The sequence below is a fragment of the Kitasatospora sp. NBC_01266 genome (assembly GCF_036242395.1).
Classification (GTDB): domain Bacteria; phylum Actinomycetota; class Actinomycetes; order Streptomycetales; family Streptomycetaceae; genus Kitasatospora.
The window spans coordinates 6880681-6904836 of sequence record NZ_CP108458.1 but is presented as its reverse complement, the minus strand read 5'-3'; the positions used below and the strand labels follow the sequence as shown (position 1 = coordinate 6904836).

The window sequence follows — 24156 nt, the reverse complement described above, 5'->3', positions numbered from 1 at the left end:
GTCATCAGTCGCTGACGCTCGGTCAGCGGGTCAACAGGTTACTCCCGTGGCGGGAGTTGTTGCTCGACTACTTCGCCAACCGCCCCAGCAGGGAGGAGGCCGCCGTGATGCCCAGCACCGTGGCCAGTGCCAGCACCCCGAAGTCGAGCGGCAGATGGGCGTGCGTGCCGATCAACAGGCCGCGCAGCGCGTCGACTTGGTAGCTCAGCGGGTTGGCCTTGCTGATCGCCTGCAGCCAGCCCGGCATCAGGGCCACCGGGTAGAGGGCGTTGGAGCCGAAGAAGAGCGGCATGGTGATGGCCTGGCCGATGCCCATCAGGCGGTCGCGGGTGAGCACGATCCCGGCGATGGTCATCGAGAGGCAGGAGAAGAACGCCGACCCGAGCAGCACCACCACCGCCACCCCGAGCAGCCGCAGCGGGTTCCAGGTCAGCGCGACGCCCAGCAGCGCGGCGATCACGATCACCACGACCGCCTGGATCACCGCCTTCAGTCCGGCCGCGAAGGCCTTGCCGGTGACCAGCGCGGCCCGCGGGGTCGGGGTGACCAGCAGCTTGGTGAGCACCCCGGAGTCGCGCTCCCAGATGATCATGATGCCGTAGAAGATCGCGATGAACATCGCGGACTGCGCGATGATCCCCGGCGCCAGGTAGTCGAGGTAGGGGATGTTGCCGGTCGGTATGGAGTGCAGCTTGGTGAAGGTCTCACCGAAGATCAGCAGCCAGAGGGCGGGTTGGACGGCCCGGGTGTAGAGCTCGGTGCGGTCGTGCCGCAGCTTCTGCAGCTCGACGGCGCACATCGCGAGCACGCGGGCCGGCACCAGGCGCCAGCCGGTCCTGGCTCGCGGCGGGACCAGCAGCAGACCGAGGTCGGGGCGGCGGACGCCGCCTGCCGCCGGCGCCTGCTCAGCCGACGCGGGAAGCGGTGCGGCGGGTACGGCGGACATCGCTGAAGTCTCCTTCCTGGCCGTGGCCGAGGTTGCGCCCCGCGAAGTGGCGGAACACGTCGTCCAGAGTGGGGTGTGCCAGCTCCGGGTCCTGCTCGCGGACCTGGTTCTTGAGCTCCTCGGGGGTGCCCAGGGCGCGGATCTTGCCGCGGTCCATCAGGCCCACCCGGTGGCAGTACTGGTCGGCCTCGTCCATGTAGTGGGTGGTGACCAGCACCGTCATGCCGGTGGCCGCGCGGACCGCGTCGATGCACTCCCAGACGCTGGTCCGGGCGATCGGGTCCAGGCCGATGGTCGGCTCGTCCAGCACCAGCAGCCGGGGCGCGCTGACCAGCGCCTGCGCCAGCTCCAGGCGCCGCACCATGCCGCCCGAGTAGGTGCCGACCAGCCGGTCGGCGGCCTCGGTCAGGTCGACCGCCTCGATCGCCTGGGCGACCCGGGCGGCCCGCTCGGCGCCCGGCACGTCGAAGACCCGCGCGAAGAGCGCGACGTTCTCCCGGCCGGTCAGCCCCGCGTCGGCCGAGAGCTGCTGGGGCACGTAGCCGAGCAGCCGCCGGACGTCCATCTTGCGGCGGGCCGTGTCGTTGCCGAACACCTTGACCATGCCCGCCGGGACCGGCAGCAGGGTGGTGATGGCGCGGATCGTCGTGGTCTTGCCGGCGCCGTTGGGACCGAGCAGGCCGAACACCTCGCCGGTGCGCACCTCCAGGTCCACACCGTCGACGGCCTTCGTGCGGGCCGCACCGGCCCGGGGCTTGCCGAAGGAGTACTCCAGGCCCCGGCAGACCACTGCCTCGGCCGAGCCCGCCGCCGGGCCACTGCCTGTGTCCTCACGGCTGCGGTCACCGTCCAGGTCACGGTCCGTCATTGGTCATCCCCTCCTCATCCTCGTCATCGCCCGTGTCGTCGTCCCCGCCGGCGCCCTCGTCGGCGCCCCCGGTCCCAGTGTCGGCCTGGCCGTCCCAGCCCTGCAGCCCGGCGGCCAGCCGGCGCATCGCGGGCAGCGCGGCGGCCAGCGCCTCGCGGTCCCCGGCGGGGAGTTCGGCGAGCAGCTCACCGACCAGCGCCTTGCGCTTGGCCGACCAGCTGTCCAGCCGCTCGGCGGCGGCCGGCGTCACCCGCAGCAGTGCGGCGCGGCGGTCGGCCGGGTCCACCTCGCGGAGCAGCAGGCCCTCCGCGACCAGTTGGTTGACCAGGGTGGACACCGAGTTGCCCGCCAGGCACAGCTCCTTGGCGGCGGCCGACACCCGGAGCCCGGGGTTGGCCGCCACCAGGCGCAGCAGCTCCACCTGGGCGCCGCGCAGGCGCGGCACGGTGAGCTCCTGGCGCAGGCGGCGGCGCACCAGTCGGGTGATGCCGACGAGCACGGTGGAGAACTCGTCGGTGAGTCCAGGGTCCGGAGGTCCGGAGTCCGGGTCGGTTGCAGGCATACGATAATTTTAGCTCTTAGTAAGAGCTATCTGTCCAGAGGCAACTTTCAGCCGCCCGCACCCGCACCCGGCCGCCGTCAGGCGAGCGGTGCGCTGTGCCACCGCTCGAAGACACGACGCGGCCGCTCGGCCGACTCAGCACGGCCGGTCGCCCAGAGCAACGTGGTCCACGGGTCGCCGGCCGCCACGGCCGCACCGGCCACCTCGGGGAAGAGCCGTGCCAGCACCCGCTCGCACAGCGCCCCCGGCGGCGCCCAGTTCAGGCCGAGGCCGCGCACCAGGTCCTCGGTGTGCACCAGGGTCTCCACCACGCCCATCGCGGCGAAGCCCTCCGGGTCGGCCACCCCGTACGAGTGGAAGGCGCGCACCTGCGGATCGGCCGTGCGGACCATCGCGGCCAGCAGCGCACCGCCGGCCTCCAGCAGTTCCAGCAGCGCGGCGGGCCCCTCCTCGCGCTGCCCGAACACCGCGTTGGCCGGCCCGCCCGGCCGCTCCCGGTGCCAGCGCAGCGCCACATAGCGGTCCAACGGCGTCCGCCGCGAGGCGATTTGGGCCGCGTACGCCCACAGGCCGTCGGCGGTGTGCTCCAGCGCCTCCCAGCAGTCCCAGTCCAACTCCCCCGCCGCCACGGACCAGTCGGCACCCAGCGCACCGTCCAGGGTCCGCAGCGAGAGGGCGACGGCCGCCTCGACGTCGTCGGCGGTCACGGGCAGGCGAGTTCCAAGATCATCGTTCATCGCCCGAAGGTAGCAGGACCGGGTCGGGCGCGAGAGCCGATTACCGGCCGCACCGCACCGGGGCCTGCCGCTCTACGCCGCCGCGAAGCAGTGCACGGCCACCGTCATACCGTTGGGCCAGATCTGATCCGTCGTCAGCAGCAGCTCCCAGCCCCGCCGGTGGTAGAGCTCGACGGCCGCCGTGTTCTCGGTCACCACGTCCAGCACCGGGTGCAGGTCCCAGGCCCGCGCCTGCGCCGCCACCACGTCCAGCAGCCGGGCACCGAGCCCGTGCCCGCGCGCGGGCGGAGCCACGTACAGCCGGCTCACCGCACCGGCCGCGTCCGCCACCCGGCCTTCGCCGCGCGCCGCCCAGACCCCGGCCGCCGAGGAGCCCGGGCCGCGACAGAGCCCGGCGTGCCCGACCACCTCACCGGTAGCGGCGGAAACCGCCACCCAGCAGGCCAGTTGGTCGGACTCGACCAGCCAGCGGGCCGGGTCGCGGGGCCAGGCCACCGGATAGCCGTCGACCCGGTGCACCTCGGCGAGCGCGCTCACGCAGCCGGGCAGGTCGCCGGACCAGCGCCGCCGGATCTCGAACCGCTCCGAACTCCCAATCACTCCAGCCCCCTTGACCTCGTATCTTTCCCGAGCGCAGCGCCGCCCGAGCAAACCCGGGGAGCGTAACACCGCGACACCCCGGGGCAGTCGGGCCCGCCTCACACGACGGCGGGTGAGGGGTCGGCAGTACCGGGCTGCGGATCGGTGGGCACCGGCGCCGGTGGCTGGGCGGCCAGGGAGAGCGCCCTGCGGGCCACACTCTCGTCCAACGTCGGATCCTGGCCCGCGAGTTGAGAAGCCAAGTCGTCGATCGAGGTGGAGCCGTCCTGCCCGGCCGCCTGCCAGGCCGGCTGGTCCCGCTGGAGTTCGGTGATCATCATGGCCACCTGGTCCTTGGCGTCGTCAGGCCAGTTGCCCCCACCGAGCGCGGTTTCGGCCTGCGACATCCCGACGGCGGTCCGCTGGATCCACCAGTGCGCCCTGTCGCTGTGGTCGGCCAGGTCACCGGCGGGCTTCGCCGCCTGCGCGGCGTCCAACTCGGTGACGGCCTGCAGGAACGCCTGCTGGTCGCCCGTCAGATTGGTCGCGTCACGACGCAGCGAGCCGCTGCCGCCGCCCGGCGTGCTGTCGTGCAGGAAGCAGAGCACCGCGTGACCGGTGCTGTCCCAGTGGGCCTGGGTGTTCGGGTAGATGTACTGGACGCCGACCGTGGCGGATCGCGCCCACGGGTCGAGGATGTAGGAGAGTTCGGCACTCCCGCACACGGCGGAGGCCTGGTTCGAGACCTCCGGTGCCCCCGGGAAGTGGTCGTCGGAGAGCGTCACCGTGGACATCACCTCGCCGTAGTGCGGGGCCGCGCAACTGGTCAGCACCCGCTGGGTGCCGCCCGGGACGGTCCGCTCGGTGAAGCAGTCGCCCGGCCGCAGACCGAAGGGGCCGCTGCCCGGCGCCGCCCCGACCGTGGCGGAGATCGCCCGCGCCTCCCGGAAGCCGACGACCGCGCCCACCCCCACGAGCACGCTCGCCAGCAGTCCCAGCACGCCGAGCACCACGCCCGCGACGGCCAGCCCACGGCCGCGCTGGCGACGGCGGCCGAGCTGGACCAGCGCGGCGACCCCGAAGCCGAGTGCGGCCGGCCAGAGGCAGCAGGTCAGACCGGTGACCAGGGAGGTGATGGCGAGGCCGTTGACGCCCGGGAGCCGGGGCGGCGCGTCGTACGGTCCGGGCCGCTGCGGATGGAACGGGTGGGCTCCGGGCTGCGCCCAGAGTCCGGCGGGCGGGACCGAGGCCTTGGCGGCACCGTCCACCGGCGGCGCCCAGGGATCGACCCGGGGAGCGTCCTCCACCGTCTCCGCAGGCGCGGCGTCCTGCGGCTCCCCCTGCGCAGCCTGTCCCGATATGTCCACCATGGTCGCGCTCGTTCCCCTGCCGCTGCCGTGCCGCCGCTGCCCGCGCAGCCGTTCGATCGTGCCCGGACTCTAGCGGATCTTGGGGACACCCAGCGGCGCCGCCCCCGCCCCGTCGACCGGACCAGCCGGGACGGGGCGAACGGACGGCGCCGAGCGCGGGACAGGGCCAGGAACAGGGCCAGGGTCAGCCCTGCGGCGCGACCGAGGCGAGGTAGGCGTTCGCCTTCTCCGGGTCGTAGAACCAGTTCTCGAAGTCCGCCGGGTTGTTGAAGCCGTTGGCGAACCGGTGGGCGACCGGCGGCAGCTGGCCGGCGGCACCGATCAGGTTGAGCACGTGCTCCGGCGGCGGGGCGAGCATGGTGTTGGTCCACTTGGTGACGTGCTGGGCATCCTCCCAGTAGCGGTCGAAGGCGGACTCCATGAACTCGCGGTCGAAGGGCTGCTCCCCGTGGTCCAGGATCGCCTGCAAGTAGACGGCGGCACACTTGGCGGCGTTGTTCGAACCCTGGCCGGTGATCGGGTCGTTCGCCACCACCACGTCCGCGACGCCCAGCACCAGCCCACCGCTCGGCAGTTCACCGACCGGTCGGCGCACCACCGGGGCGTACCGGCCGGCCAGCGTGGCACCGGCGTCGGTGAGTTCGACTCCGCCGCTGGTGCGGTCGTACTCCCACGGGGTGAAGGTCTTCATCAGGTCCAGAGTGAGCCGCAGGTGCTCGGCCGGCTCCTTCACTCCGCCGAAGACGTCGAGCGGACCGCCGGGGATCCCCTCCCAGAAGAGGATGTCGCAGTCACCCGAGACGGTCAGCGCGGGGATCACGAAGAGCTCGCCGACGCCGGGGACCAGGTTGCACCGCACGGCCCGGAAGTCGTGCTCGGGACGCGGGGCGAGGCCGTGCACGTAGGAGACGGCGAGCGCGCGCTGCGGGGTCTCGTACGGCGACCGGCTCGCGTCGCGGCCGAACATCGAGACCAGCTCGCCCTTGCCGGCCGCGACCAGCACCAGGTCGTAGGTGCGGGCGAAGTAGTCCAGGTCGGAGACGGCCACGCCGTGCACGACCACCTGGCCGCCGCGCTGGGCGAAGGTCTCCAGCCAGCCGGCCATCTTGAGCCGCTGGTCGACCGACTGGGCGTAGCCGTCCAGCCGGCCCACCCAGTCGATCACTCTGCTGGAGTCCGGGCCGGTCACCGAGACGCCGAGCCCCTCGACCTTGGGTGCCTCGGCCTCCCAGAAGTTGATGCCCAGCTCGCGCTCGTGGCCCAGCGAGGTGTCGAACATGCACTGGGTGGAGAGCACCCGCCCGTCGCGCACCTCGTCGGCGGTGCGGTTGGTCATCACCGTCACGTCGTAACCGTGGGACTGGAGACCCAGCGCGAGCTGGAGCCCCGCCTGCCCGGCCCCGACGATCAGAATCTTGCGCATCGCTGCCTGCCTTCTTGCTTGGTGACCAGCGCGGCGACCGGTCGGCCGACCGGCCCGGTGACCGGCCTGTTGGGGAGGGTGAACTGACGGTGAGTCAGGCGAAGGTGCCGGCGCCGACCGACTCGGCGGCCAGCGCGTGCAGCACCAGCGCGGTCAACACCGCGACCACGGAGGACCGTTCCCGCGCGTCGCAGATCAGCACCGGCACCTGAGGCGGCACCGCCAACGAGTCGCGCACCGCCTCGGGCGAGTAGACCGGGGCGTCGTCGAACTGGTTGACCGCCACCACGAACGGCAGCCCGCTGCCCTCGAAGTAGTCCAGCGCGGGGAAGGAGTCGGCCAGCCGGCGGGTGTCCGCGAGGACCACCGCACCGACCGCGCCGCGCACCAGGTCGTCCCACATGAACCAGAACCGGCCCTGCCCGGGGGTGCCGAACAGGTAGAGCACCAGGTCCGATTCGAGACTGATCCGGCCGAAGTCCATCGCCACGGTGGTGGAGGACTTGGCCGGGACGGCCGCGATGTCGTCCACGCCGACGCTCGCCTCGGTCATCACCGCCTCGGTGGTGAGCGGCGGGATCTCGGAGACCGAGCGGACGAAGGTGGTCTTGCCGACCCCGAAGCCGCCCGCCACCACGATCTTGGTGGAGGTCGCGTTGCCGGCCACCAGCGGGACACCGGGAGGCACCCGCCCGGCACCACCGGAGCCGCCGAACTCAGAGCTTGCGAAGTCCACCCAGCACCCTCTCCAACAGAACCCGCTTGGACGCCGGGACCTCGGTGGCGCCGTCCAAGTCGGTGCCGTCGGCCACGTCCGCGCCGTGCACCCGTATCCTCCCCTGGTCAGCAAGGTCGCTGACCAGCACCTTCACCACACCCAGCGGCATCCGCAGCAGCGCCGAGATCTCGGCGATCGAGCGCATCTGCCCCCGGCACACCTCACAGATCGCGGCCAGCTCGGGCAGCGCGCGGTCACCCGGATCGGCCGGGCGGTTGAGCGCCGACACCAAGGTCTCGACCAGCAGCACCCGTCCGAACCGGGTCCGGCCGCGGGTGATCGCGTACGGCCGCACCCGGGACGAACGCCCTTGCCCCGCACGGACGGTGTCGGTGCGCCGGCCAAGGCCGACGCCACCACCGCTGGTGCCGTTACCGCTTCGGGCGGTGCCGGGCATGCTTCTCATCTCCTCCGGGCTCGATTCCGGGCTCATCGGACGGCCATCGCCCGGTGCAGTTCGCTGCGCACCTGCGGCGTCAGCGCGTGTCCGGCGCGCTCGACGAGCAGCGCCATCTGGTAGGCCAGGACGCCCAGATCACAGCTGAGCGCGGCGAAGACGCCGAGGCAGGACCCGTCGCTGATGGCCATCACCACCAGGTGGCCCTCGTCCATGGTCACCATGGTCTGCTTGACCCCGCCGAACTCGATGGCGCGCGCCAGGCCCTGCGCCAGACTGGTCAACGCCGAGACGATGGCCGAGAGTTGGTCCGATCGCCGGCCCTGTTGCGAGTCGGCGAGCAGCAGCCCGTCGGAGGAGACCACGACGGCCTCCTCGACCCCGGCGACCAGGCCGAGGAAGTCGCCCAGCAGCCAGCGGACGTTCATCGCGCCCTGACTGACCGGCTGAACGGGCACGAAACCCGGGCCGGGCGCGGCGGTTGCGGTGGCCGGGGTGTTCCGGTGGTCGTGGTCGCTCATCGGTCCTGTTCCTCGGCGGCGGACTCGCGAGCCGCTTGGCGCAGCCCGCTCTGGAAGCCACCGAGTCTGCGGCGCAGCTCCTCGGCGGAGGTACGGGAACGGTGCGGGCCGGGCGGCACGCCGGTGCCCGGAGCGGCCTCGGTGGTCGCCGCACCAGCGCCGGCACCAGCAGCACCAGCACCCGCGGCGCTCACCGCACCCGCCGCACCCGCAGCGCCCGGGCCGCTCTCGGCCGCCGAGGCGCCCGTCGGCTCGGCGGCGACCCGGCGCAGCCCGGAGGTCGGCAGCTCGCCGGTGCCCGGCAGACCGCCGGCCCTGGGCACCCGCTTCGGGAGACCGAGCGAGGTGGTCTCGCCGTCCTGCGGCGGGACGGGGCCCGCCGGTCGGCCCTTGCCGAGCTGGCTGATGTTCAGCTGCCGGGTGGGGCTGTCGAGCGATGAGTCGGACGCGTCGGCGGCCGGGGCGGCTTCGGCGGGCACGGCCCGCGCCGTGGGAACGCCGTCCGTGGCGGTCTCGGTGGGCGGCACCGCCGAAGACGGCAGCGCGGGCGCGGCCGCCGTGTCGGCGCCGCCCTCGACCGATCCGCCCGGGGCCGCGTGCGCCGGTCGGCGGCGTGGCAGCGCGGGCAGGCCCGCGTCCGGCGAGCCGCCGTCGGCGGCGGCCGCCAGGCGCTGGGCCGGCACCGCCGACGGGGCGGCGGCCCGAGCCGCCGCCTGCGCCGCGGCCTGCGCCGCGGTCCGCTCGGCAGCCGCGAACTCCGCTGCCAGCCTGGCTTGTTCGGCACCGGCCGCAGCACTGCGCTCGGCCCGCCGCTGATCGTCCAGGTCGACCGTGCTCAGGCCGTCCTGGTGCAGCGCCTCACGCGGCAGCACCACCATCGCGCTGATCCCGCCGCCCTGCCCGTTCTCCCGCAGCTGGACCCGGATGCCGTGCCGGCGGGCCAGCCGGGCCACCACGAAGAGCCCCATGCTGCGCCCGGTCAGCGCTCCCGCGAGCAGCGCGTCGCGCCGCTCGGCCCGGCCGGCCGGCAGCGGCTCGGCCAGCTGCTCGTTGAGCGCGCGCAGCCGCTCGGCCGGCAGCCCGATCCCCCGGTCGCTGACCGAGAGCATCAGCTCGCCGTTGTCCAGCAGCCAGCCGCCCACCTCGACCTGCTCCTGCGGCGGGGAGAACGCGGTGGCGTTCTCCAGGAGTTCGGCCAGCAGGTGGCTGGTGTCGTCGGCGACCGCGCCGGTGAGCCGGACCGCCGCCAGGAAGCCGGGCTTGACCCGCTCGTAGCGTTCGATCTCGGAGATGGCGGCCCGGACCACGTCGAGCAGGGCGACCGTCTTGCGGCTGCGCGAGCTGTTCTCCAGACCGGCCAGCAGCAGCATGTTCTCGCTGTTGCGGCGCATCCGGGTGGCCAGGTGGTCGAGCCGGAAGAGGTTCTCCAGCTGGGCCGCGTCGGCTTCCCGGCCCTCCAGTGCCTCGATCAGCACCAGCTGACGCTCCACCAGGGTCAGGGTGCGCATCGCGAGGTTGACGAAGGTGGCGTCCACGCTGCCCTGCAGCTCGTCGCGCTCCTTGGTCAGGCTGTCCCGCTCGGCCAGCAGCAGCTCGCACTCGCGCAGCAGCTCTTCCAGCCGCCCGGCCGACTCACCGTTGGCGGTCGTCGCCTGCTGCCACTGGGCGGTCAGTTCCCGCTGCTGCCGCTGGAGTTCCTCGCGCTCCTGGAGCAGGGCCCGCTGCTCGGCGGACAGGGCCTGCAGTTGGCCGCCCTGGGCGTCGCGTTCGGCGATCAGCCGGGCGCGCTCCTCCAGCAGGCCGCCGCGCTCGTCGAGCAGCGCGGCCAGATTGCGGGTGGCCAGGTCGCGGGCCTTCTCCAACGGACCGGCGGTGACCCGCCGGACCACCACGGCGGTGCCGGAGACCAGCACCACGGCCGCCGCGCCACCGGCCACCCAGAGCTCACTGCCGCCGCTGCCGTGCGCGGCACCGCAGCCGGTGAGCGTGGTCAGACCCGGCAGGGCGATCAACGACCCGAGAAGGCGGCGTGGGAGCCGTCGGCCCGCCACCGCTCCCAAGCGGCGGCGCTGCGCGGGTTGCTGACGCGCGGTCCTCTTACGCAACGGTGCTCACAATCTCGTCAGACCTCAAGCACCCAAGGCCCGCACCGGTCCTGGTTGCACTCTCAGACAGACGGCCGCACCCCGTTCCGCCGCTGACACCCGCATGAGTGAAGCGCAGAACACATCGGAGAACAAGATCAACTCACTCGATGGACTTGGTGGATCATCCAAGCAGCACTCCCGCCAGAGCGAGTTTCCGCAGGTCACAGATGTATCACCGTCAGTTGACCGAAAAACTCCACGCGCGTTGATGTGACAGAGATCTCACCGCTCGCGAGGGTGCGTTCACGATTGAACAGTCGAGTCGGTGGAGGTTCTCCCGGTACCGCTCCACCGGAGTCCGGAATCCGGTACATCGCGGGACACTCCGGGCGGCCCCGAGGTGGCGGACGGCGGGCCCGCCGCACTTCGGGGCAGCCCGGCGGCACCCGACGGGACCTTGGGAAAATCCACCGGACGCGGCACCGGAATGCCGCGACGAAGACCCGGGCGGCATATCTCCGAACGGCTACGCCGACACCGGATGGATTTATCGATTCAACCGCCGAGCCGGGCGGGTGGCCCCGCGCCACGAATCCTCGCGCAGGGCCACCCGCCCGTCGGCCATCAGCCGGGAGAAGCCGCTCAGTGGCAGCTGCGCAGCCGGTCCAGCGTGAGGTAGCCGTGGTCGGCCGCCAGCTCGTGGTCGTAGCAGCCGCCGTCGGCGGTGCGGCCCACGTAGTGCTCGTCGTCGCTGCCGTCGGCCTGCACCATGGTGCCGGACTGCCGCTGCAGCACGCCCTTGGCGGTGAGCCGGTCGTCGACGCTCGACTGCTCGTGCCAGCTCCCCTGGCCGTGGCGGGTCTGGTCCACCAGCTGCCGGGCCACCGTCACCTGACCGCTCGCCAGGTAGCTGTCGGCATCGGCGCCCGGGGTGTAGGTGCTGGTCGCGTCGATCGGATACGACCAGCTGCTGCGCAGCTGCTCGGGCCGGCCGTGGCCGCCGTCGGTGCTGGTCAGCGTCCAGCCGCTGTCGCGCTGCGTGGTGACCTGGTTCTGGCCCTGGTCGGAGAGGGTGTCGCTGTTGCGGTACTCGACGTGCTGATCGACCCGGGTGGTGATCCGGCCGCGCGAGGTGTCCAGGTAGCCGGCCACCGTCCAGTCCCGTCCGGTGCTCGCGGTGATCAGCTCGCTGCCGTCGGCCTGGGCGGTCTCGGTGGTGGCCACCTGCGGCGCGGCGGTGATGGTGTCGGCGGTGACGGCGCCGCTCGTCCGCGCGCGCAGCGGGTCGGTGGTCAGGAAGAGGCTGCCGTCCACCGTCCAGCCGTCGCTGATCCCGGCCGGCGGCACGATCGTGACGGTGTGCGGCTTGCCGTCGGTCAGGGTGCCGGCGAACGGCGTGAGGTCGACGTCGTACGGCTGGGTGCGGAACGCGTCGATGCTCGGGATCGGCCGCCACATCAGCGGGCTGATCCCCCCGGTGTAGATGACCGGGAACGGCTGGACCACCCCGGCGAGCCGGCCGTCGACCAGCACCTGCACCTCGCGGTAGGTGCCGCCGCCGCAGAGCCCGTAGTCGGGGTGGGCGGCGGCGTAGTCGTCGGGCACGTTGGAGTACCAGAACTCCTCGCAGCCGCCGCCCCGGGCGTAGAGCTGCAGGTGGGCGCCGGTGAGGTTGCGCGGGAAGCTCAGCGTCGAGGTCGCGGTCTGACCCTTCGTCAGGGTCCACCAGCCGGCCGCGGTGCTGGACTGCGAGACGGGGAGCACCTGGTCCGCGGTGGCGGCCGGCGGGTTGTGCCGGTCGGCCTGGTAGTAGGTGACCGTCATCGTCATGTGGTAGACGCCGGTGTAGGTGGAGTTGACCAGGTTGCCCAGGTCCACGACCACCGGCTGCGGGGTGCGCAGCAGCGGGATGAAGCTGCTCAGGTCCTGGTCGACGTGCCAGCTGATGCCGGCCGCGTCGGGCTCGGGCGTGCTGGTGCGCAACACCTCGGCGCCGCCGATCCAGACGCCGGCCAGCCGGTCGTACTGGCGGCCCGCGACGCTGCCCGACCAGTCCAGCACCACCTTGTTCCACGGCCCCGGGCAGGCGGCCGGCGGCGTCAGGGTGCCGGTGAAGGGCTGGCCGTAGCTGTTGGCGAAGTCGTGCTGCATCGCGGTGACCGTGCAGTGCGCGGTGTCCGGACGACTGATCGGCGGCAGCGCGGTGACGGGGTTGCCGTAGTTCGCCTCGACCCGTCCGGTGGGCGCGGACGCGCCGGACGTGGCCGGGGCGGCGGCAGCGGCAGCCCGGGGCGCGGCCGCCGGGGCGGCAGCCGTCGTGGCGGTCGCGGTGGCAGCGGTGGCGGCGGTCGGGAGGCAGAGCGCGGCGGCCACCGCGAGGACCAGGGCGGGGACGGCACGGGCGAACGGGCGCCGTCGGGAGGCGGAAGCGGCTGAGGGTATCGGCACGGTTGGCATGTACTCACGGGCCGACGATCACTGTCAAGGGTGCCGACCGCCTTGGCTGCCAAGGAGGTTGGGGGCCGGCGACCCGGTACCCCCGGCCGCGAGGAAGCGGGAGCACGGGCCGCCGGCGGCCGGCACCGCTACCGGGCGGCCGGGGCGGTGCCGCAGGGACCGGTGCTGGGACCGGCGCTAGTGGTGCGAGTGCGGATCGTGCTGATGGTGCAGTTGGGCGGCCAGGCCCCGGCACCAGCGGGCGAGTTCGTCGCGGTCGGCGCCCGGCTCCTCGCAGAGCGCGCTGACCTGCTCGTCGGTCAACCGGTTGGGACCCGCCACGGCCAGCAGGTGCCCCAGCTCGTCCAGCAGCACGGAGAGCCGCTGGGCATCGGTGTGATCAACGATGGCGGCGGCCTCGATATGGCCGATCGTGACGGATCCAGGCATCACGGACTCCATTCGCTAGCGGCCCCCTCCCCCACGGTACGGCGGGCCACCCCGGGCCGCCCACCCTCCCCGGTGCCCGCCCGGCCGGGGGCGGGCTGTCCCGGCCGGGCGGGCACCGGCAAGAATCGGGGTGCGCGCCCCACCCGGGCCGCGCGCACCCGCCGAGGAGAACGAGGAGGGCCGTGGCCGACCCCGTACTGCCGCTGTTCGTCTACGGCACGCTGCGCTCCGGGCAGCGCAACCACACCCACTACCTCGGTGGCCACTGCACGCGGATCGAGCCCGCCGTGCTGGCCGGCGCCGTGCTGCACCAAGGGCCCGGATACCCGTACGCGGTGGCCGACCCCGATCCCGGGCGGCGGGTGCGCGGTGAGCTGATCACCGTACGACCGGCCGACTTCGCCCGGGTGCTGACCGCGCTGGACGAGCTGGAGGGCTGCCGCCCGGACGGCACGGGGTACTACGTGCGGCTGCGGCGGCCGGTCATCGTCACCGCCCATGGGGAGCGGGTAGCGGCCTGGGTGTACCTGGCGGGCCCGGAGCTCTCCGCCCGGCTGCGCGCACGGCCCGCGCCGATCCCCTCCGGTGACTGGGTGGACCCGGCCTGACCGGCGCGGTCCGGCCGGCTGCCCGATTCCCTCTTCACCCGCTAAGGAGCGACCCTCGGTGTCAACAGTCAACGTAGGCGTGGTCGGTGTCGGCAACTGCGTCTCCTCCATGGTCCAGGGCGTCGCCCACTACACCGCCACCCCCGACGCGCCCGGCCTGACCAACCCGGTCTGCGCCGGATACGCCATCGCCGACCTCCGGTTCACCGCCGCCTTCGACGTGGACGCCGCGAAGATCGGCCTGGATCTGGCGCAGGCGATCTGGGTCGAGCCCAACAACTCGACCCGGTTCGCCGAAGTCCCCACGCTGGACGTGCCGGTGGTCGAAGGCATCCTGAGCGACGGCGTCGGCCGGGGCACCGGGCAGCGGATCACCGCGCGCGGTACGGCCGATGTCGAATCCATCGCCGAGCACCTGAGGCTGACGGACACCCAGGTGCTGGTGAACTTCGTCCCGGCCGGCAGCCAGCAGGCCTCCGAACGCTACGCCGAGGCAGCGCTGCTGGCGGGCTGCGCGTTCGTCAACTGCCTCCCGTCGGTGATCGCGCGCTCGCCGGACTGGGTCGAGCGGTTCACGGCGGCGGGGCTGCCGCTGCTCGGGGACGACCTGAAGAGCCAGTTCGGCGCCACCCTGGTGCACCGCGCCCTGGTGGAGCTGCTGGCGGCCAACGGCGTCCGGCTGCGGAACACCTACCAGCTGCTGGCCGGCGGCAACATGGACTTCGTCAACCTTCAGGACGCCGAGCGGATGCGGACCAAGAAGGACTCCAAGGCCAGCGGCCTGCGCGGCGCCGACGGCAGCACCCTGCTGCCGGCCGAGAGCGTGCACGTGGGCGCCGACTACATCCCGTTCCTGGCCGACCGCAAGCTCGCGATGATCCGGGTCGAGGGCGAGGGCTTCGGCGGCACCCCGGTCGAGGTGGACCTGCGGCTGAGTGTGGACGACTCACCGAGCGGCGCGGGCAACGCGCTGGACGCCGTCCGGTACCTCAAGTTCGCCCTGGACCACGGGATTTCCGGGCTGCTCGACCCGGTGGCGGCCCGCCTGATGAAGGCCGTGCCGAACCCGATGAGCGAGGCGGCGGCGACGGCCGGACTGCGCGAGTTCCTGACGATACGTCAGGTCTGAGCGCCGGCCGGGTCGATGGCGTGCAGCACCCGGTCGTGGCCGAGGTAGAGGCGGTTGCCGTCGGTGGTCGCCGACCAGACGTCCACGCCCGGCTCGCCGTCCTGGAAGATCCAGCGCAGGGCGCCGGTGGCGGCGTCGAGGGCGACCACGCCACCGTCCAGCGGTCCGGGGACCAGCAGGAGCCCGCCCGCCACCAGCGGGCGACTGCGGGCGTCCAGCAGGAACGGCAGCCGGTAGGTCCAGAGCGCCGCACCGGCCGACTTCGCGGTGACGACGCCGTTGTCCGCGAAGGTGTAGAGCCGGCCGTTCGCGGAGAGCGGGGCCAGGTAGCGCCAGCTCTCACCCGCACCCGGGCCCGCACTCCACTGGGCGGTGCCGTCCGCCACGCTCAGGGCGCTCAGTCCGGAGCCGCCGCCCGCCAGGTAGATCGACTGATCGTCGACACTCCACCAGCCGTTCGGGCCGGCCACGCTCCACAGCTGATGGCCGTCGGCGGTGTCCAGCATCGCCATCCCGCCGGGATTCCGGCCGATCAGCAGCCGTCCGCCCGGGACCGCGCTGGCCTGGCCGAGGAACACGTCGGCGGCGAGCGGGACCCGCCAGCGGACCTGACGGGTGTCGGCCGCGATGGCGAGCAGGGTGTCCTGCTCGGCCGGTGCGCCGCCCGAGCCGCTCAGCACGACGCTGTCCGCCAGGCAGTAGATCGTGCCGCTGTCGCAGCAGAGCACCGTCACCGAGCCGCCCCGCGACGACGCGGCGCCCGTCGGGGTCGCGTACTGCCGGTCGGTGCTGCCGCTGTCCAGGTCGTAGGCCGTGATCGCGCCGCGCACCTTCTCCTTGCCGGGGTCGTCGCCGACCAGCAGCAGGCTGCCGCAGGACCGCAGCGAGCCGCCGGCCGGCAGCGTGAAGCGGCGGCGCTCGGCGCCGGTGCCCGGGTCGAGTTGGATCAGGTCGGTACCGCTGAGGTAGAGCGGCGGGTGCGGGGTCGGGTCCAACCGGTCGAGCGCGAGCGGGCCGTCGCCGTGGTAGGTCCAGCGCGGCTTCGGGCCGCTGGGGGCCGGCCGGGCGGTGGACGGCTGCGGGTCGGCGAGGCGGCGCCGGTCCGGGGCGGGCGAGCGGTGCAGCGCCCAGGCGGCGCCGCCCGCCAGGACGGCGGCACCGCCGAGGAGCAGTTGCCGGCGGGTGCGGCGGGTCCGGAGCGCGGGCCCGCCGTCAAGATCCGCCTGGGAGGCCGGGTCGGCCAGCACCTCGGGCGAGCCCACCGAACCCCGGCCCGCAGCGCCCGAGCCGTCCGCGCCATCCGCAGCGCCCGCGCCGCCCTCGTCCTCATCGTCGAACCGCCAGGACCCGCTGGTCGTCATACCGTTCCCCGCCCCCGAAGACCGCCGCACATCGCTGAACCCCACAGAACAGCGCAGAACACCGCCGCGTGGCCGCTCGCCATCACTCGATACCGCTCGATACCGCTCGCCGGCGCAAGATCACCCGGACGCGACTCTACCTCGCGGTGCGCGGCGAGCAGGCCGGGTGTAGAGAGGAAAGGTGCTTCCCCGGTGGCTTTCCGACGTGTCCGCAGGGCCCCGGCGATCCAGTCGCGCCCTGGTGCTGCTGCCGCTCGCACTGATCGTGGTGATCACCATCGTCGATGTGCTGAGCCCACCGCAGATCCACCTCGGCCCGCTCCTCGTGGTGGCCCCCGCGATCACCGCCTCCTTCGCCGGCACCCGGTTGACCGCACTGGTGAGCCTGCTGGCGGTGGCCGCGCTGACGGTGATCGGCATCATGCGCGACGGGCTGACCACCTCCAACCACGAGGTCCAGATCGCGGGCCTGATCGCCGTCTCGGGCATCGTGGTCAGCTTCACCGCGCTGCGCGACCGGCATGCGCGCGAGCTGACCCAGGTCCGCTCGGTGGCCGAGGCCGCGCAGCGGGTCCTGCTGCGTCCGCTGCCCACCCGGGTCGGCCCGCTGCGGATCGCCTCGGTCTACCTGGCCGCCGAGGCGGAGGCGCAGGTCGGCGGCGACCTCTACGCGGCGGCCCGGACCACCGACGGCACCCGGCTGATCGTCGGTGACGTGCGCGGCAAGGGCCTGACCTCACTCGGCGAGGCCTCGCTGCTGCTGGGCGCGTTCCGGGCCGCCGCGCACCTGCAGGCCTCGCTGCCGGACCTCGCCGCCTACCTGGACGGCAGCGTGAGCTGGGACCTGGCGGCGGCGGTCGGCCAGGACGCGGGAGGCGCGGCGGAGCAGGGGGACCCGGCGGACGGCCCCGGCGAAGGCGCTGGCGACGCGGGCGACGGGCCCGCCGCCGAGCACCTGGAGAGCCCCGAGATCGAGTCGACGGAGTCGTTCATCACCGCCGTCATCCTGGAGATCCCGGACCACGGCAACTGGATCAAGGTCATCAACTGCGGTCATCCCCCACCGCTGCTGATGCACCAGGGCGAGGTGCTGGCCCTGGACGCGGACCGGCCCGCGCCGCCGCTGGGACTGGGCAGCCTGGCGCAGAACGGCTACCACGCGGACGAGTTCCCCTTCGCTCCCCACGACCGGCTGCTGATCTACACGGACGGTGTGATCGAGGCCCGGGACGCCACCCGCACCTTCTACCCGCTGGCCGAGCGGCTGCGCGCCTGGGCCACCGAGCACCCCGGGCCGCTGCTCCACCATCTGCAGCGCGACCTGCTGGCCTACGCCGGCGGACGGCTGGGCGACGACGCGGCCATCGTGGCGGTGGAACGGCTGGGCCGGGAGCAGCCGACCCGGTCCGGGGGCGGGGAGTCCGGTACGTCGAGTCAGTCGAGCTCGACGGTCCGGCCCAGTCCCTGAGCTGCCGCGGCCTCGGCGATGGCGAAGCCGGACATGATGTCCTGCACGCCGAGCCCGAGCGACTTGAAGACGGTGACCTCCCGTTCCTCGCGCCGTCCCGGATGGACTCCCAGCAGCACCTCGCCCAGTTCCGCCTGGATGTGGTCAAGTCCGATCAGCCCCTCCGCGATCGGCGCTCGCAGGTCACCGGACTCCGCTGCGGCGGATTCCCGGCTGTCCACGAAGAAGGACGCCTCTGCCACTGCCGCGGAGGAGAGCTCGCGGTGGTCCAGGAAGGAAGCACCGACGGCATTGACATGCGCTCCGGGGGCAAGGTCCGCGGCCTGGACGAGGGGTTCCTTGGCCGCCGTCGCCGTGCACACCAGATCCGCACCGGCCAGGGCCTTCCCGGGGCTCTCCGCGACCTCCACCTCGATGCCGAGTTCGGTGGCCGCCCAGCCGCGGTACGCGTCGGCGTTGGCACGGGTACGGCTCCAGACCCGAACTCTCCGAAGTGGCCTGACCACCTGCATGGCCTCCAGATGGCTGCGGGCCTGGACACCCGAGCCGAGCACCGCGAGATCCCCGGCGTCCCGCCGTGCCAGGGCGTCGGTGGCGGCGGCGGAAACCGCGGCGGTGCGGATGGCGGTGACTGCTCCGGCATCCATCAGCGCGAGCGGAGCGCCGGTGTCGGGATGGAAGACGAGGACGACACCGATGTGCAGGTCCAGGCCGCGGGCCGGATTCTCGGGCTTGAGCACCATGGCCTTCACCCCGTACCCCGCCAGCCCCTCTCCCGAGACGAAGCCCGGCATGGTGCCGAGCAGGCCGGTGTCCTTCTCCGGGCGAAGGATGGTGCGCAGGGGCAGGTCCACCAGCTTTCCGCTGTACCGGCGCATGGCCTCCGCCATGACCTGCGTGGCTTGCCGCATCGGGTAGACCTTGCGCACGGTGGCACGGTCGATCAGGAGCATCGGGAGCCCTTCTCGTTGAGGACCACGCGACCACCCGGGTCAGCTGCGGCCGGTCGGTCAGCGCGATGGATATCGACAGTATGCAGCCAACCCAATAGATCGAGAAAAGACTGGATTGGCCGCGAACTGCCATGGTCAATTCCCTTCCATCGCCTATGGCGAGTCATATCGTCATATAGGTACAGATACCGTGGTCGCCGTGCCGAATTTCCCTTGTTGGCACCCGCATCCGAGTGAACACGATCTCCGGTGCGTGACTTTTTTCCATCCACTCGGATCTACTTGCACCTGAACAGATGTCCGGCCAGTGGCGCATCATCGCCGATGCGTTCCGCGTGCGGCCTGTTTTCCAATTGGCTGACAACTGAAAGGAACCCAGAGGGTGCAGACCTCATCGAGAATTCACAAGGCCGGCTCGCGTCGTTCGGCGCTGCGTGGCCGTACGGTCGCGGCTGCCGCCGGCATCGCGCTGCTGCTGACCGCCGGCCCGGCCCTGGCGGCGGCGGCGCCCGACAAGGCCGACGCCCGCACCGTCGACCTCGCATGCCGGGGGGACGCCAAGGCCAAGGTCCGCGACAAGGTGACCGACGACGCGCGGGTGATCCACTGGACCGTGGACGGCGTACTGACCAACTGCAACACCGGGGACGACCGCGAGGCCCCGACGGGTGACGGTGCCGTGCACGAGGTCGGTCAGGAGACGGCCAGTTGCAGCTCCGCGGACTTCCGCAGCGCGAAGTGGGCGCAGGACATCATCTGGTCCACCGGGGAGACGAGCCACGTCGAGGGTGCCTTCGCCTTCGACAACCACGACGGTGACGAGGTCCTGACCAGGGCCGTCGGCAAGGTGGTGTCCGGCCCGTACCAGGGTGACAACGTCCAGGAGACCAGCATCATCATGACCACCCACCCCGAGCCCTGCGAGGAGGTGGGCCTGACGTCCAAGGACGTCGTGGGAACCTTCGAGTTCTGGCACTGAACCCGGGCCGCTCCCCGTCATCCGAGCCTTTGCGGAAGGTGTGCTCGCGGCCAGGCCGCGGGCACACCGCGGATCTGCCTCGACCAATTCCTTCCGCCGCCGGGCACAGTCCGCGGTTCTTCCGACTTCCGTCCTGATCGGCTGCTTTTCCGTGGCCGGCATCCCGAGAGTGAGGATGGTTCGCCATGTCCGGCGACACGAACGTCGACTTCTACGAGAGCAGTCCGGAATTCGTCCGCGTCTGGGCGGATTCGAGACTGACCATCAGCAGCGCGCTGTGGCAGGGCTGTCCGGACCTGGACCGGGCCCAGGAGCAGAAACTCAACCTGATGGCCGATCTCGCGGATTTCAAGCCCGGTGCGCGGGTCCTCGATATCGGTTGCGGATACGGCGGTCTGCTGACCTTCGCCGCCGACGAGCGCAAGGTCGGCCACGCTCTGGGGATCACCACGTCAGCGTCCCAAGCAGGGCATGTCAAATCGTTGGGCAATCCCGTCGTCGAGGTCAACGACTGCGACTTCTGGGACCTTCCCCTCGAGACGGCCGGCTTCGACTCCGTCGTGGCGGTGCAGTCGTTGGAGCACGTGCTGGCAGGCGCGCCGGCCGACTGCGGGAGCGATCCGCAGGCCATGCGGGAGATGCTCCGGCGCATTCACACCTGGACGGTGCCGGGCGGCCGGTTCGCCGCCGAGGTCTGCGTCGCCGGACCGGCCGAGGCTCGGGACGACCTGCACGAGCAGCTCGACGCGGAGGTGCTCAGGAACTCCCGGCAGGCCATCATGCCGCGCCTGGGCGACCTCCTCAACGCCGGCGCCGGTCTGTGGGAGCCGGTCAGCATCGTGACCCAGCACGAGGACATGCTGCGCACCCTGGAGGCGGCCGGCTCCTTGCTCTCGGAGCGCGAGCAGGAGGCTCGGGCCATCGGCGGCGACCGCCTCTACCAGGCCACCTGCGAGACGGTGCGCGGAACGATCGCGGCGGTGCGCGGCGGGATCATGCGAATCGCCTGGATCTCGTGGCAGCGGATCGACTGACGGTCCCGGCATCGAAGGGCGCGGAATCTCTCACAGGGTCAACCGAGGTGATCATCATGGGAAATGTCGTGGAAGCCGCCGCCCCTCTCCGGTCGGCCGCACCGGGTCCGGGGGACCTCTCGCTCCCCGAGCTGCTCGCCCGGCAGGTCGCCCGTACCCCTGGGGCGCCGGCGGTACGGGACGGGGGGCGGGAGCTGTCCTACCGGGAACTCGACGACATGGCTGCCGCGGTCGCCGGGGCGCTGACGGAGCGCGGTGTGCGCCCTGGGATGACGGTCGGGGTGCTCGGTACCCGGTCCTGGGAGTCCACGGTCGCGCTGTGCGGCGTCCTGAAGGCGGGTTCCGTCGCCGTCCCGCTGGATGCCCATCACCCGGCCGCGCGGATGAGCGACATGGTGGTCGACTCCGGGGCGGAGGTGGTGGTGCTGCTGCCCGGTCACCGATCCGTCCGCGAGTCGCTGCCGGTGCGGTGGCTGCCCTTCGCCGAGGCGGTCGAGCACCGGCCGACCGAGCCTTCGCGGTCCGCGCCGGACGACCGGACGTGCCGGGCGGAGGATGCCGCGTACATCCTGTTCACCTCGGGTACCACGGGGCGGCCGAAGGCGGTGGTGGTGCCCCACAAGGCGGTGGCGCGGCTCGGTCTCGACGGCCTTCCGTGGTGCGCGGGGTCGGGAAAGCGGGTCCTGCAGACCTTCGGCCTGTCGTTCGACGGGTCGCTGATGGAGGTGTGGTCGACCCTGCTCAACGGCGGCTGCCTGGTGGTGGCGGGGCCCAACGAGCTGCTCGAGCCCAGCGCGCTGCAGGCCCTGATGGACCGCGAGCAGGTCAGCCACGCCTTCCTGACCATGAGTCTGTTCCACCACGCGGTCCGCTTCCGACCGGGCGTCTTCGCGGGGTTGGAGATGGTGCTGACGGGCGGTGAGGCCATGGCCGCCGGGCTCGCCCGTGCGGTCCTGGACAGCGGTGCGCCGCGCCGCCTCATCCACGGCTACGGCGTGACCGAAGCGGGCATCCTGGTCACCACGCATGACCTGCGCAGCATCGCGCAGGACGCGGCCTCCGTTCCCATCGGGCAGCCGGTGGCGGGCAGCGAGTGCCACGTCCTGCTGGAGGACGGCAGCCCCGCACTCCCCGGGCAAGAAGGCGAGCTGTACATCGGCGGCGACGGGCTGGCACTGGGCTACCTGGGGCGCGCGGAGGAGACCAGGAAGGCGTTCGTCACCATGGCCGTCGGCGGCCGGTCCGGCGTCCGGCTCTACCACAGCGGCGACCGGGCCCGGTGGAACCCCGACGGAACTCTGGAGTTCCTCGGACGGTCCGACCGCCAGGTGAAGATCCGCGGCTGCCGGATCGAACTGGACGCGCTGGAGGCGCAGTTGCGAGCGCACCCGGACGTCGCCGAGGCAGCCGTCCTGGTCCGGGGGGAGGACGACATGAGCAGGACGCTGAGCGCCTTCGTCACCTCCGCCCGACCCGACCGTCCCGTTCACCCGGACCAGGTGCGCATGTTCCTGGCCGAGCGGCTGCCCGCGCACAGCATCCCCACGCCGATCAGACCCGTGGACCGGTTCCCGCTCACCGACAACGGAAAGATCGATTACGCCGCCCTGCGGGCCGGCCTCCAGGCACCCGCGGACGACAGGCCGGGGCAGCACGGCGCACCGGCGGACGACGACCCCCTGCGCCGGATCTGGGCCGACAGCCTGGGGGTGCCGGTCCACCCGGACACCCACTTCTTCGAAGCCGGCGGGAACTCCCTGCTCGCGGCGCACCTCGTGAACCGCACGCTCACCGCGTTGAGTCTGCCGCCGGACCGGTTCCGACCGCTGCTGCGCAGCCTGCTGGCCCAGCCCACCTTCTCGGCCCACCGTGCAGCACTGGCCGGGTTCCGCGAGTCCGGTTCCGCGCTGGCGCCCGAGCCGGCCGAGCACGGCTATTTCGAGGCCGAGGCCTCGCTCGATCTGACGCTGCCTCCGCTCGACCGGCCGGCGGCCGGTCGCGGCCCACTGCGTCACGTGCTCCTCACCGGAGCCACCGGCTTCCTGGGCGCCTTCCTGCTGGAGCGCCTGATGCGGCAACCCGACATCCTCGTCCACTGCCTGGTACGGGCCGCTGACCCGGCCCACGCTCGCGACCGCGTCCGCGCCAACCTGCTGCGGTACGGGATCGAGCAGCCCGATCCGCAGCGGATCGAGGTCCATCCGGCCGACCTGTCCCGCGCCGGGCTGGGCCTGTCGACCGAAGACCGGCGACGGCTCGCGGACTCGGTCGACCTCATCCTGCACAACGCCGCCCACGTCAACTTCATCTACCCGTACAGCGCGCTGCGCGGCCCCAACGTGACCGCGGTCCGCGAGCTGATCGGGCTGGCCGCGGCCCGGCGCATCCCGCTGCACCACGTCTCCAGCGTCGCCGTGCTGGCGGGCAGCGGTGCCGCGGGCGTGCGGCAGTTCACCGAGACCAGCCCGCTGAGCCATCCCGAACTGATCAGCCTGGGGTACGGCGAATCGAAGTGGGTCGCCGAGCGCCTGCTGCAACACGCCGCCCAGGCCGGGCTGCCGGTCACCGTCTACCGGCCGTACGAGATCACCGGGCACAGCCGCACCGGCGCGTGGAACACCGACACCGCCCTGTGCGCGCTGCTGGACGCGATCACCCGGCTCGAGGCCGCCCCGGACATCCGGCTGCCGTTCGACCTGGTTCCGGTGGACTGCGTCGCTGAGGCGATCGTCGGCGTGGCGACCAGCTACCCGCACGTCGGAGGGGTGTTCCAACTGACCAATCCGCGCCCCGCGATGCTCACCGACACGGTCGACCGGCTGCGCGCCGCCGGGCACACCATCCGGGAACTGCCTTACCGCGACTGGGTGCAGCTGGTGCTGGAGCACGTCCGTGAACACCCTGACACGTTGGTCGCCCCGTTCGCGCCGCTGTTCGCCACCCGCGCCAACCACGCGGACATCAGCGTCAAGGAGCTGTTCCTGGAATCCGTCTTCCCCCGCATGGACCAGACCCGCATCCAGCAGATCTGGCCGAACTGGAAGCGGTCCTGCCCGGCCGTCGACACCGCGCTGCTCGACCACTACGTACACCACCTGCACGCCGGCGGGCTGCTCGCCTCCCGGAGGAACCGATGATCCGTCACATCGCCCTGTTCAAGCTCAAACCGGACTGCGACTGGGGTGACCCGGCCGTGGCCGAGGCCGAGCGGATCGCCGCCCGGATCGGCGCCGAAGTCCCCGAACTGCTGCACTGGCAGACCGGCCGGAACACCTCGGCCCGGCCGATCGCCTACGACTTCGCGGTGATCGGCCTGCTCGCGGACCAGGACGCGCTGGAGCGCTACCTGGTCCACCCGTTCCACCGACAGGCCATCGAGAAGTGGCGGGCGATCAGCGACTGGGTGGTGGCCGACCTCGTCGAGCCGGAACCCGCCCTCGTCTGAGCCCGCCCCGCTTCACCTATCGCAC

The 24156-nt window shown here is 72.4% G+C and carries 22 protein-coding genes; 7 read left to right on the top strand and 15 right to left on the bottom strand.

Translation table 11 applies throughout. The features are described from left to right. Positions 1 to 67: 67 nt before the first annotated feature. The 13 genes from OG403_RS29640 to OG403_RS29580 all read right to left on the bottom strand — a co-directional run bounded on the left by OG403_RS29640 (position 68) and on the right by OG403_RS29580 (position 13154). Positions 68 to 946 (bottom strand): ABC transporter permease, encoded by an 879-nt coding sequence (locus tag OG403_RS29640; RefSeq protein ID WP_329569772.1) that lies wholly within the window; start codon positions 944 to 946, stop codon positions 68 to 70. Further along, positions 906 to 1814: an ABC transporter ATP-binding protein gene (locus OG403_RS29635; RefSeq protein WP_329569770.1), complete on the bottom strand. Its 909-nt coding sequence runs from the start codon at positions 1812 to 1814 to the stop codon at positions 906 to 908. The genes OG403_RS29640 and OG403_RS29635 overlap by 41 nt, the downstream gene beginning before the upstream one ends. Further along, positions 1801 to 2376 (bottom strand): MarR family winged helix-turn-helix transcriptional regulator, encoded by a 576-nt coding sequence (locus OG403_RS29630; RefSeq protein ID WP_329569768.1) that lies wholly within the window; start codon positions 2374 to 2376, stop codon positions 1801 to 1803. Before OG403_RS29630 ends, OG403_RS29635 begins: the two co-directional genes overlap by 14 nt. Before the next feature lie 77 nt (positions 2377 to 2453). After that, on the bottom strand, positions 2454 to 3113 hold the full coding sequence (locus tag OG403_RS29625) for a hypothetical protein (RefSeq protein WP_329569767.1): 660 nt from the start codon (positions 3111 to 3113) through the stop codon (positions 2454 to 2456). 72 nt (positions 3114 to 3185) lie between these two features. After that, the gene (locus OG403_RS29620; protein WP_329569765.1) at positions 3186 to 3713 is read right to left on the bottom strand and encodes a GNAT family N-acetyltransferase; all 528 of its coding nucleotides are present in this window, start codon (positions 3711 to 3713) and stop codon (positions 3186 to 3188) included. Between the two features lie 98 nt (positions 3714 to 3811). After that, positions 3812 to 5062: a DUF4190 domain-containing protein gene (locus OG403_RS29615; RefSeq protein ID WP_329569764.1), complete on the bottom strand. Its 1251-nt coding sequence runs from the start codon at positions 5060 to 5062 to the stop codon at positions 3812 to 3814. Between the two features lie 184 nt (positions 5063 to 5246). Continuing rightward, on the bottom strand, positions 5247 to 6485 hold the full coding sequence (locus OG403_RS29610; RefSeq protein ID WP_329569762.1) for a styrene monooxygenase/indole monooxygenase family protein: 1239 nt from the start codon (positions 6483 to 6485) through the stop codon (positions 5247 to 5249). Positions 6486 to 6579: 94 nt separating this feature from the next. Beyond that, positions 6580 to 7221 carry a GTP-binding protein gene (locus OG403_RS29605; RefSeq protein WP_442911012.1) on the bottom strand — a complete coding sequence of 214 codons (642 nt, stop codon included), beginning with the start codon at positions 7219 to 7221 and terminating at the stop codon, positions 6580 to 6582. Then, positions 7202 to 7660 carry a DUF742 domain-containing protein gene (locus OG403_RS29600; protein WP_442911011.1) on the bottom strand — a complete coding sequence of 153 codons (459 nt, stop codon included), beginning with the start codon at positions 7658 to 7660 and terminating at the stop codon, positions 7202 to 7204. Before OG403_RS29600 ends, OG403_RS29605 begins: the two co-directional genes overlap by 20 nt. Positions 7661 to 7692: 32 nt before the next feature. Next, positions 7693 to 8181, bottom strand: coding sequence for a roadblock/LC7 domain-containing protein (locus OG403_RS29595; protein ID WP_329569758.1), 489 nt, complete (start codon positions 8179 to 8181; stop codon positions 7693 to 7695). After that, positions 8178 to 10193, bottom strand: coding sequence for a sensor histidine kinase (locus OG403_RS29590; RefSeq protein ID WP_329569756.1), 2016 nt, complete (start codon positions 10191 to 10193; stop codon positions 8178 to 8180). The genes OG403_RS29595 and OG403_RS29590 overlap by 4 nt, the downstream gene beginning before the upstream one ends. Positions 10194 to 10910: 717 nt before the next feature. Then, the gene (locus tag OG403_RS29585) at positions 10911 to 12716 is read right to left on the bottom strand and encodes a peptide-N4-asparagine amidase (RefSeq protein WP_329569754.1); all 1806 of its coding nucleotides are present in this window, start codon (positions 12714 to 12716) and stop codon (positions 10911 to 10913) included. 186 nt (positions 12717 to 12902) lie between these two features. Next, entirely contained in the window at positions 12903 to 13154 is a 252-nt protein-coding gene (locus OG403_RS29580) for a hypothetical protein (RefSeq protein ID WP_329569752.1), read from the bottom strand. Between the two features lie 182 nt (positions 13155 to 13336). On the opposite strand from OG403_RS29580, the gene OG403_RS29575 reads away from it, so the two are divergent. Together OG403_RS29575 and OG403_RS29570 are read left to right on the top strand one after the other, a co-directional pair. Then, positions 13337 to 13762, top strand: a complete 426-nt coding sequence (locus OG403_RS29575) for a gamma-glutamylcyclotransferase family protein (RefSeq protein WP_329569750.1) — start codon at positions 13337 to 13339, stop codon at positions 13760 to 13762. Between the two features lie 58 nt (positions 13763 to 13820). Beyond that, positions 13821 to 14891 (top strand): inositol-3-phosphate synthase, encoded by a 1071-nt coding sequence (locus OG403_RS29570; protein WP_329569748.1) that lies wholly within the window; start codon positions 13821 to 13823, stop codon positions 14889 to 14891. On the opposite strand, the gene OG403_RS29565 is transcribed toward OG403_RS29570, so the two are convergent. Then, on the bottom strand, positions 14882 to 16252 hold the full coding sequence (locus OG403_RS29565) for an outer membrane protein assembly factor BamB family protein (protein ID WP_329569746.1): 1371 nt from the start codon (positions 16250 to 16252) through the stop codon (positions 14882 to 14884). The two genes, OG403_RS29570 and OG403_RS29565, sit on opposite strands and share 10 nt — an antisense overlap. A gap of 205 nt (positions 16253 to 16457) precedes the next feature. Between OG403_RS29565 and OG403_RS29560 the strand changes: the two genes are divergently transcribed. Continuing rightward, a complete protein-coding gene (locus OG403_RS29560) occupies positions 16458 to 17720 on the top strand; it encodes a PP2C family protein-serine/threonine phosphatase (protein ID WP_329569744.1) in 1263 nt (420 codons plus the stop codon). On the opposite strand, the gene OG403_RS29555 is transcribed toward OG403_RS29560, so the two are convergent. Beyond that, positions 17687 to 18673 carry an ornithine cyclodeaminase family protein gene (locus OG403_RS29555; protein WP_329569742.1) on the bottom strand — a complete coding sequence of 329 codons (987 nt, stop codon included), beginning with the start codon at positions 18671 to 18673 and terminating at the stop codon, positions 17687 to 17689. The genes OG403_RS29560 and OG403_RS29555 overlap by 34 nt on opposite strands. 382 nt (positions 18674 to 19055) lie before the next feature. Between OG403_RS29555 and OG403_RS29550 the strand changes: the two genes are divergently transcribed. The 4 genes from OG403_RS29550 (at position 19056) to OG403_RS29535 (ending at position 24131) form a co-directional block, all read left to right on the top strand. Then, positions 19056 to 19652, top strand: a complete 597-nt coding sequence (locus OG403_RS29550; protein WP_329569740.1) for a hypothetical protein — start codon at positions 19056 to 19058, stop codon at positions 19650 to 19652. A gap of 185 nt (positions 19653 to 19837) precedes the next feature. After that, complete coding sequence (locus tag OG403_RS29545) at positions 19838 to 20686, top strand: SAM-dependent methyltransferase (protein WP_329569738.1); 849 nt, start codon at positions 19838 to 19840, stop codon at positions 20684 to 20686. A 56-nt stretch (positions 20687 to 20742) separates the two neighbouring features. Further along, entirely contained in the window at positions 20743 to 23823 is a 3081-nt protein-coding gene (locus OG403_RS29540) for a non-ribosomal peptide synthetase (protein ID WP_329569736.1), read from the top strand. Continuing rightward, positions 23820 to 24131, top strand: a complete 312-nt coding sequence (locus OG403_RS29535) for a Dabb family protein (RefSeq protein WP_329569733.1) — start codon at positions 23820 to 23822, stop codon at positions 24129 to 24131. Before OG403_RS29540 ends, OG403_RS29535 begins: the two co-directional genes overlap by 4 nt. Positions 24132 to 24156 lie beyond the last annotated feature (25 nt).

What these genes read in the sequence shown, in the direction of transcription:
- OG403_RS29600 (WP_442911011.1), bottom strand. Translation starts at nt 7,660, where the DNA reads ATGCCCGGCACCGCCCGAAGCGGTAACGGCACCAGCGGTGGTGGCGTC.
- OG403_RS29615 (WP_329569764.1), bottom strand. Translation starts at nt 5,062, where the DNA reads ATGGTGGACATATCGGGACAGGCTGCGCAGGGGGAGCCGCAGGACGCC.
- OG403_RS29640 (WP_329569772.1), bottom strand. Translation starts at nt 946, where the DNA reads ATGTCCGCCGTACCCGCCGCACCGCTTCCCGCGTCGGCTGAGCAGGCG.
- OG403_RS29535 (WP_329569733.1), top strand. Translation starts at nt 23,820, where the DNA reads ATGATCCGTCACATCGCCCTGTTCAAGCTCAAACCGGACTGCGACTGG.
- OG403_RS29635 (WP_329569770.1), bottom strand. Translation starts at nt 1,814, where the DNA reads ATGACGGACCGTGACCTGGACGGTGACCGCAGCCGTGAGGACACAGGC.
- OG403_RS29565 (WP_329569746.1), bottom strand. Translation starts at nt 16,252, where the DNA reads ATGACGACCAGCGGGTCCTGGCGGTTCGACGATGAGGACGAGGGCGGC.
- OG403_RS29625 (WP_329569767.1), bottom strand. Translation starts at nt 3,113, where the DNA reads ATGAACGATGATCTTGGAACTCGCCTGCCCGTGACCGCCGACGACGTC.
- OG403_RS29555 (WP_329569742.1), bottom strand. Translation starts at nt 18,673, where the DNA reads ATGCTCCTGATCGACCGTGCCACCGTGCGCAAGGTCTACCCGATGCGG.
- OG403_RS29580 (WP_329569752.1), bottom strand. Translation starts at nt 13,154, where the DNA reads ATGCCTGGATCCGTCACGATCGGCCATATCGAGGCCGCCGCCATCGTT.
- OG403_RS29595 (WP_329569758.1), bottom strand. Translation starts at nt 8,181, where the DNA reads ATGAGCGACCACGACCACCGGAACACCCCGGCCACCGCAACCGCCGCG.
- OG403_RS29630 (WP_329569768.1), bottom strand. Translation starts at nt 2,376, where the DNA reads ATGCCTGCAACCGACCCGGACTCCGGACCTCCGGACCCTGGACTCACC.
- OG403_RS29545 (WP_329569738.1), top strand. Translation starts at nt 19,838, where the DNA reads ATGTCCGGCGACACGAACGTCGACTTCTACGAGAGCAGTCCGGAATTC.
- OG403_RS29610 (WP_329569762.1), bottom strand. Translation starts at nt 6,485, where the DNA reads ATGCGCAAGATTCTGATCGTCGGGGCCGGGCAGGCGGGGCTCCAGCTC.
- OG403_RS29540 (WP_329569736.1), top strand. Translation starts at nt 20,743, where the DNA reads ATGGGAAATGTCGTGGAAGCCGCCGCCCCTCTCCGGTCGGCCGCACCG.